The following is a 13,024-nucleotide window of genomic DNA, read 5'->3' as shown; positions in this document are numbered from 1 at the left end:
TAAAAAAAATGCCCCGAAGTTTATTTCCGATCTTCGGGGCTTTTTATTATCTTGGCAATGGTTACTCGACAGTAACGCTCTTAGCCAGATTACGCGGTTTATCCACATCGTTACCACGAATAAAGGCCGTGTGGTAAGCCAACAGCTGCAACGGGATCACGTGCAAAATCGGCGAAAGCGGTCCGTAGTTTTCCGGCATTCGAATAACGTGAATGTGTTCGCTCGATTCCAAACCGGTATCTGCGTCGGCAAATACATAAAGTTCGCCCTTACGCGCTTCCACTTCTTTCATATTACTCTTGAGTTTTTCCAGCAATTCATCGTTCGGAGCCACCGTTACGACAGGAATAGACTCATCGACCAAGGCAAGCGGACCGTGTTTGAGTTCACCGGCAGGATAAGCTTCCGCATGAATGTAAGAAATTTCTTTTAATTTCAAAGCACCTTCAAGAGCGATCGGGTAGTGAATGCCGCGCCCCAGGAACAAAGCGTGCTGTTTACTCGCGAAACGCTGAGCCCAAGCGATCACTTGAGGTTCCAGAGCCAGTACCGCACTCACTGCCTTGGGCACATGGCGCAAAAGCTTCATGTATTGGTTTTCATCTTCAGCGGACAAGCGTCCCTTGACCTTTGCCAAGCACAATGTCAGTAAAAAGAGCGCTGTTAATTGCGTGGTAAAGGCTTTCGTGGAGGCCACGCCAATTTCCACACCCGCGCGCGTAATGTAACGCAAGAGACTTTCGCGAACCATGGCACTCGTGGAAACATTGCAAATTGTCAGCGTCTGTGTCATTCCCAAGTCTCGTGCATGCTTTAATGCCGCTAACGTATCGGCCGTTTCACCGGACTGAGAAATAGTGACAACAAGGGTCTTCGGATCCGGAACGCTCTTACGGTAGCGATATTCGCTTGCAATTTCCACATCGCAAGGAATGCCCGCGATGCCTTCAATCCAGTACTTGGAGGTCAAGGCCGCATAATAACTGGTTCCGCAAGCAACCATTAAAACACGGTGAATATCTTTGAAAACTTCTCCGGCCTTTTCGCCAAAAAGAGTTGGCGTTACTTCGCCCACCGCCTCAAGCGTATCGGCAATGGCTCGCGGTTGCTCAAAGATTTCCTTTTGCATGTAATGACGATACGGTCCTAACTCCACGGCATTGCTAAACGCTTCCATTTGGCGAACTTCTCTTTCAACCGGGATAAACTCCGTCCCTTGGTGAGAGTAGATTTGATAGCCTTGCGGCAACAAATCCGCCACATCGCCGTCTTCCAGATAGATAAAACGGTCTGTTTCGCCGGCAAGCGCCATCGTATCCGAGGCGGCAAACATCTCACCATCGCCCACCCCTAAAACCAAGGGGGAACCTTGGCGGGCCACAACGACACGATGGGGATCTTCCTTACAGAAAACGGCAATAGCGTAGGCCCCGCGTACACGATTTAAAGCCGCTTGAACGGCGCCCAACAAATCGCCTTTGTAATTGTCACGAACCAAGTGGGCTAAGACTTCCGTGTCGGTTTGACTGGAGAATTGAACGCCTTTAGCAGCCAATTCCTCACGGATTTCTTCATAGTTTTCAATAATGCCGTTATGAATTAAGGCAATTTGGTCGCCGGAAAAATGCGGATGCGCATTGCAAACTAAAGGAGCGCCGTGCGTGGCCCAACGAGTATGAGCAATTCCTAAAAAGCCTTGCAGCTGATCTTTACTGATTTGTTCAGAGAGTTCAGAGACGCGAGAGACGCTTCTGACACGCTTTAAACCTTGATTCCATACGGCCACACCGCAGCTGTCATAGCCGCGATACTCAAGGCGTTTTAACCCTTGAACCAAAAGCGGCACTACATTCCGATGTTTAGAAGTCGCAGCAACAATACCGCACATAATGTTTTCCTTTATCGCTAAATTTATTTGTTTTTCGTCGGACGCTTCCAACCTTTAATGGTCATCTGGCGTGCTCGGGCAATTGTCAATTCACCATCCGGAGCATTCTTAGTAAGGGTCGTACCCGCTCCAAGCGTTGCCCCCTTTCCAACCGTCACCGGTGCGACAAGTTGTGTATCCGAACCAATAAAGGCGTCATCCAAAATCGTGGTCCTGAATTTATTAACACCATCGTAGTTACAGGTAATGGTACCGGCACCGATATTGACCCGTGCCCCCATATCAGTATCACCGATATACGACAAGTGATTTACTTTACTGCCCAGACCAACCACGGATTTCTTAATTTCAACAAAGTTGCCGATATGCGTCTGATCGGCCAAAGTCGTTCCCGGACGCAGGCGGCTGTACGGCCCCAAACGAGCCTCTTTACCCACCTGTGCGCCATCAAAGTGGCAAAACGGCAAAATTTCAGTTTCTTCGCCGATTTTAACGTCCTTGAGTACACAATAGGCACCAACATGCACGCCGTCACCTAAAACAACCTTACCGCTAAAAATACAACCAACGTCAATAGTGACATCTTTTCCGCAGATCAATTCCCCTCGAACGTCAATCCGATCGGGATCAATCAAGGTCACGCCATCATTCATCAAACGCAGGGCGTTCTCTTTCTGATAGGCTCGCTCAAGAGCGGCCAACTGAACCTTATTGTTAACACCTTCGACTTCCGTGGCTGTTTGTGCCGTTGCTGAATTGACAGCGATTGCCTCGGAAACCGCACGGGCAATAACATCGGTCAAATAGTATTCACCTTGCGCGTTTTCATTTCCCAATTCATTGAGCCAGCGTTCAAGATACCGAGTCGGCAACACCATAATGCCTGTATTGACTTCTTTGATGGCTCGTTGCTCATCGGTGGCGTCTTTTTCTTCCACAATGGCACAAACGGCACCATTTTGACGAACAATTCGACCGTAACCCTTGGGATTATCCAATCGGACAGTCAGAAGTCCGACGCCTCTACCGGCCGCTTGAATCAAGTCTTTCAGCGTCTCTGGGCGAATCAGCGGCACATCTCCCAAAAGCACTAAAGTAGGCTCACTTTGATCACAGTACGGCAACGCCTGAAGCAATGCATGCCCCGTTCCCAACTGCTCAGCTTGTAAAGCAAAAGTGATATCTTCGTCTTTTTCAAAATAGGCTTTTACTGCCTCGGCACCATGGCCAATGACAACGATTAAGCGATTATTGGAACCTAAAAGACGGGCTTTTTCAATGACATGCTCAAGCATGGGCTTGTCAGCAAGGGGCTGAAGCACTTTCGGCAGACGCGAACGCATCCGTTTACCCATGCCGGCGGCAAGAATAACGATATTCATAAAATGACTTTTAGTACAGATATGTCAATTAACCGTATTGTACTCGATTCGTTCTCTGCACTTCTGAGTAGACAAGACCAGAAACAAAATGGGCCACATTAAAAAATGCAGCCCTTTGTTTTTTAAAGACGTAGTGTGCGATTTACGCTTCGGATTCCTGGTGAATACCAGCCAAAAGCCAACCGCCCTGACCGTGAACGGGTTTGGTCAAAATCCACGTTTCATCCACGCGTTCAGCTTCGCCACTCACATTTAACGTCCCATCAAAATGAACACCAGCAAGGTACTCTTCACCATCGCGCACAATTCCACGGAAGTCTGACTTCAACGTCACAATTTCAGTTTGATAATCCTGTGCTCCCCGTTCACGTAACTGATGGGTAACGGTACGGAATACTTCATCGGTCGTAAAGTCTGAAAGCGACGTCACATTACCGGTATCCCAAGCCTTTTGCATCTTAGCGAAATTGGCCTCTGCCACTTTCAAGAACTGCTCCACGTCAAAATCAGCTGGCAGTTCCACTTTTTGAGCAGAAGTCGGATTGTTAAGTTCATCCAAAACGCTTCCGGCCATGGGAGAAGAACCACTGAAAGTGCTTTGCGAGCTCTGCGGCTCCGAAGAGGCATAATCGTAGCGGCTTTGCATGGGATCTTGGCGAGGAACTTCAGCGGAGTGCCCCGGCATTCCCGCTGGCCTACGTTTCACGAGGAACAATCCCAAAAGCATTCTGATAACGTAAAACGCCACAAGCGCCATTAAAGCAATCATCAAAAATTGGGCAAAACCTTCACCAAGACCCAAGGCATGGGCCAAAGCGGTAATACCTAATGCGGCGGCCAAACCCATCAACATGCCGCGCATGGGGCTGGGAGCCGCGGTTTGAGGACGCGGCTGCTGAGCAGGAGCGGCCTGTTGTTGCCGTTGTTGCTGCTGGGGATTGACACGTTGTTGGTTAATGCCCGCCGAAGGCGCCGGTGTTGCCTTCTGAAGCGTGGGGGCGGAACGGCCGAAACTCATACCGCCTCCGAAACGTCTGGCCGCATCAGCAGAAACTGACAGCGACATCATGGTCAAACCAATCGCTAAAATCGCAATCCATTTTTTCATTGAGAAAAACTCCAAAAGACCTGAAACAAAATCCTCTTCAGGTTAAGAGGGCAAACTTATTGCTCGACTACTTTATCGGTTTTCTACCGATATGCAAGGCACAAACACCAAATGTTAAATTGTGCCAATGAACATCTTCAAGACCGGCCGTACGCATCATTTCGGCCAACACGGGCTGACTCGGATGCATACGGATTGACTCCGGCAAATAACGGTAACTCTCACTGTCGCCGGATATCTTTCCACCCAACCAGGGCATCAGACGGAAAGAATAAAAGTCATAAAACGGCGCCAGTAATTTGTTAATTTTGGAAAATTCCAAAACCATCACTTTGCCGCCCGGTTTGCACACTCTTTGCATTTCACTGAGTGCGCGATCCTTATGCGTCATATTGCGCAAACCAAAACTAACCATCACCACGTGAAACGTATCATCCGGGAAAGGCAACTTTTCGCAGTCGCATTGAACAACCGGCATGTCAAATCCGGCCTCACGCATACGCTTTGCTCCGATACTCAGCATGGAGCGGTTAATATCCGTCGGCCAAACCTCGCCATCGCGACCCACGAGCTTAGCAAATTGAAGCGAAAGGTCCGCGGTCCCGGCCGCCAAGTCCAGAACTTTCATCCCGCGGGCCACATCGGCTTTATGAATGGCATATCGCTTCCAGAGACGATGCATTCCAAAAGACAAAACATCATTCATTAAGTCATACTTGGGAGCGACCGAATCAAATACTTCCCTGACTTGTTTAGCCTTATCTTCTTCTGCAATGCGTTTAAAACCGAAGTCGGTTTCGTGGCGGTTATTTTCCTGAGACATATCAGTGGTGACAAGTTTTCTTTAACTGTAATTCAAACGGCTTGTTTCTGGGATCATCGGGCTCTCGGCTCGCCCCAAGCTCCCCCAGTCGAGCCAAGTAATTTTCCCACAAGGCCTCTTTATCGACTGCAAGTTTTCTCAAATAATCCCAGTCGTAATAACCCGAATCATGGCCGTCTGAAAAAACTATTTTGATCGCATACAACCCGACAGGCTCTATTGCAACAATACTGACTTCACGTTTTCCGACCGGAAGTCTTGCCTGATCAGGCGTATGTCCCTGCACTTCAGCCGAAGGACTCAATACCCTCAAAAATTCCGCCGGCAGCCGAAAGTTTTCTCCATTCTCGTAGGTGAGCTCCAACTCTCGGGATTGACGGTGATAGGCAATATCTACAGGGACAAACATGGCTTTTTTGCCAACTATTATTAGGTGGTACCTCCGACAGGAATCGAACCTGTGACGCGACCTTCGGAGGGTCGCATGATATCCACTTCACCACGGAGGCAGGAATTGCAGATTATAAAGGACTTTTTGTCAAACGAATGACGACTGTCTCGTAATTAAGTGTAATTAAAAACGGTATCGGGCTGAGCAACTTAATCGGGTGTGATCCTGATACTCCCGTCCGAAAGTCTTCTCTGCTTCAATAGAGGCCGTAATTCGATCATCAACCTGATAATCTGCGCCGAAACTTGCCCGTCCCCATGTGTTAAACACAGAATCGGTAAACGTTTGTCTATCTTGAGCTTGCAAATACCGCCCCGAAACGCGTCCTAAAAGATCCCGATAGTAGCCTAATAAAAAATAGGTGGAAGCGGATTCGCCCAATGCCACTTCACTTTTTAACCTTAAGGCCACAACGAGATTCTCAATTGCATCGTATTGAACATCGGTTTTATGAATTTCCATACCTTCCGAACCCAGACGGCTGTAGGTCAAACGAACTTGCGGGTCTAAAACCACCCAAGACCAAGGCGTCATACGTCGACCGTACTCTGCCCCAAGGTAAAGTCCCTGCATGGAATTTTCTTCTTTTGCTCCGGAAAACAAACTCTTGAGGCGCAGCACACCAAGCTTTAATAGCCCGCCGACATAAGAACCGTCCTCCCAACGATAGGTTCCGTAAACACTTGCTCCCATCGTTTCGGTTGCAGAGGATCCTTGTGTGTAATAGGACGAGCCTTTGCCAAAATCCATGGTACTGCCAAGAATCAAGTGATCTGAAAATTGATGATCCACTCCCAGCAAAACAAAACGGTGATCACAACTCATCTCGCCTTGTTCCCAATTTTGGTACCGCTTGACGGACCACCGTCCTGCCTGATCAGCATCGTTTCTGACAGCATCCATCCGTTCATAAAGATGGCGCATACCGCTGCGCCGCCAGGTCAAAGAATTTGACAATGCGACTTCCTTGGCGCTGAGCATTGAGGTGGACTCGGGTTGGCTTTCAGAGGCAAAGGCAACACCCATGAGACAAAAGACCGACACCGCCACTAAAGACTTATTGAGCAATTTCATCATACGTCGATAGGATCCACGTCCATTGTCCAATGAACCGATGAGCGTATTTCACTGAGCGCCCGATACCATTGTTTTAAAAACAGCCCCATGGCTCCCCTTGAAGAGGCCTCTACCAATAGTTGACCGCGTTCCTTGTCCGCCACCTTCATCACGGCCATGGGGATCGGATCATAGATGACAACCTGTTGATTGGCTTGAGCCGCCAAAATATCCTCGCCCAGCCTCAGGGCTTGCGTTAAGAACGCAAGAACCTTGTCGATTTTGACATCATCAGCCAATAAAAGTGCCTGGCAAACGAAAGGAACCGTGTTTTCAGCCTTTCGAATTGCCAAAAGGGAGTCTGCATAACGGCAGTAGTTCTGTTCGGCCAACGCCGCAAACAATTCCCTGTCACCAAAACGACTTTGAACAATCATGCGGGCCGGCAAACCAAAGCGGCCGGCACGACCGGCGACTTGCATTAAATTGGCAAACGCTCTTTCCTCGCTTCTGGGATTGGCACTTACTAACTGAGCATCAATATTAAGGACCACCACCAAGGAGACTTTTTGAAAATCGTGCCCCTTGGCCACCATTTGAGTACCGACCAAGATATCAACATCGCCGGCATGGACAGCATCAAAAGCCAACTTCGCTGCATTTTTTCGCTGTGTCGTGTCTCGATCTATTCTTAAAATCCTCGCCTGTGGCCAGAGCTCTTCCAATGTTTCTTCAATTCTTTGCGTGCCGGCTCCCATTGGCTGCAAATCCACATTGCCGCAATCCGGACAGCGACTGTAAACAGGCGTGGACCACCCGCAGTGATGGCAAATCAGTTTCGCGTGAAACTTGTGATAAACCGCATAGGTTGAACAGTGAGGACACTTGGAGAGCCAACCACAACTCGGACAGGTTAAAACAGGGGCATAACCTCGTCGATTTAAGAAAATGATGACTTGTTCATTTTTCTGAAGTGTCTCACTAATAGCGTCAATGACTTCAGAACAAAGTCCTTTGACCAATTTCTGATTTTTAGGATTGACGACACTTAAAGTCGGCAGTTTCGCCCCTTGCACAGCCCGTTTACTCAAGGTTAACAAGTGATAGCGACCGCTTTTAACTCTGCTCCAGGTCTCAAGTGATGGCGTTGCCGATCCTAACACAACCGCAATGCCACGCAATTGGGCCAATTTCACGGCCAAATCTCGAGCTGAATACCGGATTCCGTCACCAGCCTTATAAGACAAGTCGTGCTCTTCATCAACAATGATCAGATCAAGATCGGGCATATCCGCAAAGATTGCCATGCGGGTACCAATCAATATTTGGACACGTTTTTCATGCGCCGCCAACCAGGCCCTGGCTCTTTCTCCATTGGCCAATCCCGAGTGCAATGTAGCCATGGATCGATCTGGGAAATGGCTCCTCACTCGTTCTTGTAGTTGTGGTGTCAAGTTGATTTCGGGAACAAGAAAAAGCACTTGTGCCTGTGGGTTGACCGAAAACACTCTTTCCATCATCCGCAGATAAACCTCTGTTTTCCCGCTGCCCGTCACACCATGCAAAACAAAAGTCCGAAAACCTGAGCTTGCAGCTAAAGCTTCTACCGCTGCCGTCTGCTCATTGTTGAGTTGCAAGGCGGGAACAGCTTGACTGGTCTTTTTAATTTTAAATGGCTTTCTCAGTCTTTCCAAAGACTGTTCATATTTAGGTCCGGGCTTACTGCGGAAAAAAGGCGGTAAGGCAGCAATGGCCACTTCTCCCCAAGAGTGTTGATAATAATCTGATGCAAATTTCGTCAGCTTCAGCCAACTTTCCCCTAACGCCTCAGTTTCATTGAGCAACCGAATATAGCTTTTTTGTTTTTCTTCAGCGATATCCGTCTGATTGCTAACGCCAACAATAAGACCCACGGCCGAACGGTTACCAATGGGTACAACACAGCGGTCCCCAATCTTAGGGGATGTCCCATCCATCACTTTGTAGGTCAACGGCGGCAATAAAGGAATATCCAGTGCCACACTGACAAAACGGGGGCTAGGCATTAACAACAAAATCCTCAGTTAACTTGCGTGTCATTGTATCCGAGAGCTGTTTAAGAGAGAAAAAGAATTACATTTCTAATCAAATCTCTCGTTTTGATCCTGTGGAAAAGTCAAATTTCTGAAAACTCCATAATTTCAAACGATTAGCGCAATCTTGTGCATTTTTGTGGATAACTTTGTGGATAACCTTTCTCGTGATTACTTTTTAAGCAAAATCCTCTGATTCGAGCTTAACTTGCTGAAATCAGAGGATTTTTATAATATTTCTTAAAAATCAAATACTTATAACTGTCACATTTCTGTAACCATTTAATTTTCAAGGATTTTTACTTGTTCACTTTTTCTGTGGATAACTTTGGGGACAAGTCCTCTTTAGCGGTGAAATGAGGTGCTGTATCGATGAACTTCATCGACCAATACAGCCACAGCCTCGGGTGGAGTAAATTGATTGATACCATGTCCGAGATTGAAAACATGTCCGCCGTTACCGACAACACCAAAATCGTCAATTACTCGTCTGACCTCTTGACGTATTTTTTCTTCCGAACCAAATAAGACCATCGGATCCAAGTTGCCTTGCAGGGCAACCTTATCTTGAATCTTGGCTCGCGCTTCAGAGAGATTGGTTGTCCAATCCAAGCCAACCGCATCCGCTCCGCAAGAGGCGATAGCTTGTAGCCACTGCCCGCCTCCCTTTGTAAACACAATCACCGGTACTGTCTCGTTGTCATAAGTTTTATGCAACCCGGCAATAATTTTTTGAATGTAAGCCAAAGAGAACTCTTTGAAGGCCGGCTCTGATAACGTGCCGCCCCAGGTATCAAAAATCTGGACCGCCTGTGCTCCTGACTCAATCTGAGCATTCAGGTAGGCCGTGACGCTTCTGGCATTAATGTCCAAAATTTGATGCAGGAGATCCGGTCGGGTATACATCATCGTTTTAATTGTTCGGTAATCCTTACTTGAGCCCCCTTCAACCATATAACAGGCCAAAGTAAAGGGACTTCCTGAAAAGCCAATCAGCGGAACACGATTGTTCAATGCTTTCCGAATGGTCGAAACAGCATCGGTTACATAACGAAGAGTCTTTTGAATATCCGGCACCGTCAATAATTTGACGTCTTCTTCATGGCGAACCGGCTTGGCAAATTTAGGACCTTCTCCTGCCACAAAAGATAAGCCCAGTCCCATGGCATCGGGAACCGTCAGAATGTCCGAAAATAAAATCGCCGCATCAAGATTAAACCGTTCAACCGGCTGCAATGTCACCTCACAGGCCAACTCAGGCGATTGAGCTAATTTCATAAAGCTGCCCGCTTGTGCCCGTGTTGCATTGTATTCAGGGAGGTAGCGTCCAGCCTGCCTCATTAGCCAAACAGGCGTAAAGTCACATTTTTGACGCAAAAGTGCTTTTAAAAAAGTATCATTATCCGGTCTCATGGTTAACAGGAACCCAATATGGCTCCGCCTTCTTGGTTGATTGTTAGAAATTCTGATGTTCTTATCGACGTTCATGCCCAACCCGGCGCCAAACGATCGGCTATTGTGGGAGAGCACGGTGGACGTTTAAAAATTGCCATCGCTTCACCACCGGTTGATGGCAAAGCCAACAGCGCACTCATCGCTTTTTTAGCGAAAACTTTATCCGTTTCCAAATCAACCATAGAAATTGTCAACGGAGAAACTTCCCGACAAAAACGCTTCCTCATCAAACAGATGACGCAATCCGAGTGCCTGAACAAAATCTTTGGGGCACTATAGTCAGTGGGGCTTAAATGAGTGTTAAAAGCGCCTGTCTCCGATTAACAGAGACAGACGCCAAGATAGGAAGAACGTCAGGTTTAGCGGACAACGAGCACCGGACGGTCAATTTGCGCAAGCGTCTTTTGAGTTTCACTACCGATGAACAAGCTGCCAATACTACCCATACCGCGACTTGCCATTACCACATAGTCAACGTCTTCATCTTTAGCAAGCTTAATGATGCACTGCCAAGGTGCTTCACCGTGAATAGCCATAACACGGCACGGCAATTGAGCAGCTTTAGCCGCCTCATAAATCACGCTCAAGCGCTTTTGAACCTCTTCGCTCTCGCCGGCCAAACCGTCCTTAGGTTCCACACCCTTAACAGCTGTCATTCCGATCAATTCAGCCTTTAAAGGCAACGCCACTCCGACAGCAGCTTCAATCGCTTTTTCGCTTAATTCAGAGCCATCCGTACAAACAAGAACCTTCATACTTCCTCTCAAATAATCACAGGGACGCACACCCAATGGCGTCCTCTTACGTTTATCCTACGCCGATTGAATTTAAAGGGTTATGACACAAAACAAAAAAGGACAGATGTCTTCACACATCTGCCCTTCTTCGTCGCTTTTGCGCTTAGTGATGGCGTTTGAGCTTTTCGATAGCTGCCATTTGAGCAGCCAAGAAAGCCAATTGCGCATCGAGCTTGGCCAAATCGGCTTCGCTCGTAGCCTTGCTGCGCGCTTCGCGAGCAGCTGCCATAGCCTTTTCCGTCTTGGCGCGATCCATTTCTTCGGAACGAATAGCGGTATCAGCCAGAACCGTGACGTGCTGAGGCTGCACTTCGATTACACCACCAGCAACAAACACTTGTTTGACCTCTTTAGAGCCAGGCATTGTGATGCGCACAAAACCCGGTTTAATCAAAGAAATCAACGGTGCGTGTTGCGGCAGAATCCCCAATTCGCCGGCCTCACCCGGAAGGGCGACAAACTCAGCGTCACCGGAGAAAATCTGCTCTTCGGCGCTAACGACGTCAACTTTAATCGTAGACATAAGTTGCTCCGTAGTCGTGTTTCAGCGTCAGGTGAAGATTGACTTCACCTGATCACCGAACCCGATTAGTGCATCGTCTTAGCCTTTTCAAAGGCTTCGTCGATCGTACCAACCATGTAGAAGGCTTGTTCAGGCAAAGCGTCGCATTCGCCGTCAACAATCATGCGGAAACCGCGGATCGTTTCTTTGAGCGGAACATATTTGCCGGGAGCACCCGTGAACACTTCAGCCACATGGAACGGTTGGGACAGGAAGCGTTGGATCTTACGAGCACGCATAACCGTAAGCTTATCTTCCGGAGCCAATTCATCCATACCCAAAATGGCGATAATGTCACGCAATTCCTTGTAACGTTGCAAGGTTTCTTGAACGCGACGGCAAATCGTGTAGTGTTCTTCACCGATGATCAACGGATCAACTTGGCGGCTCGTGGAGTCCAACGGGTCAACAGCCGGGTAAATACCTAAAGCGGCGATGTCACGAGACAACACAACCGTGGCGTCCAAGTGGCCGAAGGTCGTGGCCGGAGACGGGTCAGTCAAGTCGTCAGCAGGCACGTACACAGCTTGAATGGAGGTAATAGAACCAACCTTCGTGGAAGCAATACGTTCTTGCAACTTACCCATTTCTTCAGCCAGGGTCGGTTGATAACCCACAGCAGACGGCATACGACCGAGCAAAGCGGACACTTCCGTACCAGCCAAGGTGTAACGATAAATGTTGTCGATGAACAACAGAATATCGCGGCCTTCGTCACGGAAAGCTTCAGCCATTGTCAAACCGGTCAAAGCCACACGCAGACGGTTGCCCGGAGGTTCGTTCATCTGACCGAACACCATGGCCACCTTATCGAGCACGTGGGATTCTTCCATTTCGTGGTAGAAGTCGTTACCTTCACGGGTACGTTCACCCACACCGGCGAACACGGAATAACCACCATAAGCCTTAGCAATATTGTTGATCAATTCCATCATGTTCACGGTCTTACCCACACCGGCACCACCGAAGAGACCGACCTTACCGCCCTTAGCGAACGGGCAAATCAAGTCAATCACCTTAATACCGGTTTCGAGCAAGTCCACGGACGGGCTCAATTCGTCAAACTTAGGTGCAGCTTGGTGAATCGTACGACGTTCGTCTTCACCGATCGGGCCGCAGTTGTCAATCGGGCGACCCAACACGTCCATAATGCGACCCAAGGTCTTCGGGCCGACAGGCACCGAAATACCGGCGCCGGTACTACGAACCTTCATGCCGCGTTGCAAACCTTCAGAGGCGCCCATGGCAATGGTACGAACCACGCCGTCGCCCAATTGTTGTTGCACTTCAAAGGTCAAGCCTTCTTCGGCAAGAGTGTTCTTTTCATCCTTTTCTAAGATAAGGGCATCGTATACTTTGGGCATTTGGTCGCGCGGGAACTCAATGTCCACCACAGCGCCAATGACCTGAACGATCTGTCCGATACTCAT

General features: G+C 48.4%; 12 protein-coding genes and 1 tRNA gene. 1 reads left to right on the top strand and 12 read right to left on the bottom strand.

All coding sequences use genetic code 11. The features are described 5' to 3' along the window. Positions 1 to 61 precede the first annotated feature (61 nt). From glmS to hemE, 9 genes are all read right to left on the bottom strand, one after another. Positions 62 to 1,888: a glutamine--fructose-6-phosphate transaminase (isomerizing) gene (gene glmS, locus M3080_RS01985; RefSeq protein ID WP_249091674.1), complete on the bottom strand. Its 1,827-nt coding sequence runs from the start codon at positions 1,886 to 1,888 to the stop codon at positions 62 to 64. 23 nt (positions 1,889 to 1,911) lie between these two features. After that, the gene (gene glmU / locus M3080_RS01980; protein ID WP_249091673.1) at positions 1,912 to 3,270 is read right to left on the bottom strand and encodes a bifunctional UDP-N-acetylglucosamine diphosphorylase/glucosamine-1-phosphate N-acetyltransferase GlmU; all 1,359 of its coding nucleotides are present in this window, start codon (positions 3,268 to 3,270) and stop codon (positions 1,912 to 1,914) included. Positions 3,271 to 3,412: 142 nt separating this feature from the next. Next, positions 3,413 to 4,378 carry a Tim44 domain-containing protein gene (locus tag M3080_RS01975; protein ID WP_022473125.1) on the bottom strand — a complete coding sequence of 322 codons (966 nt, stop codon included), beginning with the start codon at positions 4,376 to 4,378 and terminating at the stop codon, positions 3,413 to 3,415. 67 nt (positions 4,379 to 4,445) lie between these two features. Then, positions 4,446 to 5,201, bottom strand: a complete 756-nt coding sequence (gene ubiE / locus M3080_RS01970; RefSeq protein WP_249091671.1) for a bifunctional demethylmenaquinone methyltransferase/2-methoxy-6-polyprenyl-1,4-benzoquinol methylase UbiE — start codon at positions 5,199 to 5,201, stop codon at positions 4,446 to 4,448. A 1-nt stretch (position 5,202) separates the two neighbouring features. Then, positions 5,203 to 5,610: a gamma-butyrobetaine hydroxylase family protein gene (locus M3080_RS01965; protein ID WP_249091670.1), complete on the bottom strand. Its 408-nt coding sequence runs from the start codon at positions 5,608 to 5,610 to the stop codon at positions 5,203 to 5,205. Positions 5,611 to 5,635: 25 nt separating this feature from the next. Then, positions 5,636 to 5,710 (bottom strand) — tRNA-Arg (locus M3080_RS01960). A gap of 65 nt (positions 5,711 to 5,775) precedes the next feature. Next, positions 5,776 to 6,729 (bottom strand): autotransporter outer membrane beta-barrel domain-containing protein, encoded by a 954-nt coding sequence (locus M3080_RS01955; protein WP_249091669.1) that lies wholly within the window; start codon positions 6,727 to 6,729, stop codon positions 5,776 to 5,778. Further along, positions 6,726 to 8,753, bottom strand: coding sequence for a replication restart helicase PriA (priA, locus tag M3080_RS01950; protein WP_249091668.1), 2,028 nt, complete (start codon positions 8,751 to 8,753; stop codon positions 6,726 to 6,728). Before priA ends, M3080_RS01955 begins: the two co-directional genes overlap by 4 nt. A gap of 372 nt (positions 8,754 to 9,125) precedes the next feature. Further along, the gene (gene hemE / locus M3080_RS01945; protein ID WP_249091667.1) at positions 9,126 to 10,193 is read right to left on the bottom strand and encodes a uroporphyrinogen decarboxylase; all 1,068 of its coding nucleotides are present in this window, start codon (positions 10,191 to 10,193) and stop codon (positions 9,126 to 9,128) included. Between the two features lie 18 nt (positions 10,194 to 10,211). Here hemE and M3080_RS01940 point away from each other — a divergent pair, with 18 nt between their 5' ends. After that, positions 10,212 to 10,514 (top strand): DUF167 domain-containing protein, encoded by a 303-nt coding sequence (locus M3080_RS01940; RefSeq protein WP_249091666.1) that lies wholly within the window; start codon positions 10,212 to 10,214, stop codon positions 10,512 to 10,514. Between the two features lie 80 nt (positions 10,515 to 10,594). Here the strand turns inward: M3080_RS01940 and M3080_RS01935 are convergent, their stop codons facing one another. From M3080_RS01935 to atpD, 3 genes are all read right to left on the bottom strand, one after another. Beyond that, complete coding sequence (locus tag M3080_RS01935; protein WP_249091665.1) at positions 10,595 to 10,990, bottom strand: universal stress protein; 396 nt, start codon at positions 10,988 to 10,990, stop codon at positions 10,595 to 10,597. A 145-nt stretch (positions 10,991 to 11,135) separates the two neighbouring features. Next, positions 11,136 to 11,555, bottom strand: coding sequence for a F0F1 ATP synthase subunit epsilon (locus M3080_RS01930; protein ID WP_022473117.1), 420 nt, complete (start codon positions 11,553 to 11,555; stop codon positions 11,136 to 11,138). A 65-nt stretch (positions 11,556 to 11,620) separates the two neighbouring features. Continuing rightward, on the bottom strand, positions 11,621 to 13,024 hold the full coding sequence (gene atpD, locus M3080_RS01925; RefSeq protein ID WP_022473116.1) for a F0F1 ATP synthase subunit beta: 1,404 nt from the start codon (positions 13,022 to 13,024) through the stop codon (positions 11,621 to 11,623).

This window comes from Parasutterella secunda (assembly GCF_023336895.1).
GTDB classification, from domain to species: domain Bacteria; phylum Pseudomonadota; class Gammaproteobacteria; order Burkholderiales; family Burkholderiaceae_F; genus Aphodousia; species Aphodousia faecalis.
This window is presented reverse-complemented; position numbering and strand designations above follow the sequence as displayed.

What these genes read in the sequence shown, in the direction of transcription:
- glmS (WP_249091674.1), bottom strand. Translation starts at nt 1,888, where the DNA reads ATGTGCGGTATTGTTGCTGCGACTTCTAAACATCGGAATGTAGTGCCG.
- glmU (WP_249091673.1), bottom strand. Translation starts at nt 3,270, where the DNA reads ATGAATATCGTTATTCTTGCCGCCGGCATGGGTAAACGGATGCGTTCG.
- M3080_RS01975 (WP_022473125.1), bottom strand. Translation starts at nt 4,378, where the DNA reads ATGAAAAAATGGATTGCGATTTTAGCGATTGGTTTGACCATGATGTCG.
- ubiE (WP_249091671.1), bottom strand. Translation starts at nt 5,201, where the DNA reads ATGTCTCAGGAAAATAACCGCCACGAAACCGACTTCGGTTTTAAACGC.
- M3080_RS01965 (WP_249091670.1), bottom strand. Translation starts at nt 5,610, where the DNA reads ATGTTTGTCCCTGTAGATATTGCCTATCACCGTCAATCCCGAGAGTTG.
- M3080_RS01955 (WP_249091669.1), bottom strand. Translation starts at nt 6,729, where the DNA reads ATGATGAAATTGCTCAATAAGTCTTTAGTGGCGGTGTCGGTCTTTTGT.
- priA (WP_249091668.1), bottom strand. Translation starts at nt 8,753, where the DNA reads ATGCCTAGCCCCCGTTTTGTCAGTGTGGCACTGGATATTCCTTTATTG.
- hemE (WP_249091667.1), bottom strand. Translation starts at nt 10,193, where the DNA reads ATGAGACCGGATAATGATACTTTTTTAAAAGCACTTTTGCGTCAAAAA.
- M3080_RS01940 (WP_249091666.1), top strand. Translation starts at nt 10,212, where the DNA reads ATGGCTCCGCCTTCTTGGTTGATTGTTAGAAATTCTGATGTTCTTATC.
- M3080_RS01935 (WP_249091665.1), bottom strand. Translation starts at nt 10,990, where the DNA reads ATGAAGGTTCTTGTTTGTACGGATGGCTCTGAATTAAGCGAAAAAGCG.
- M3080_RS01930 (WP_022473117.1), bottom strand. Translation starts at nt 11,555, where the DNA reads ATGTCTACGATTAAAGTTGACGTCGTTAGCGCCGAAGAGCAGATTTTC.
- atpD (WP_022473116.1), bottom strand. Translation starts at nt 13,024, where the DNA reads ATGAGTATCGGACAGATCGTTCAGGTCATTGGCGCTGTGGTGGACATT.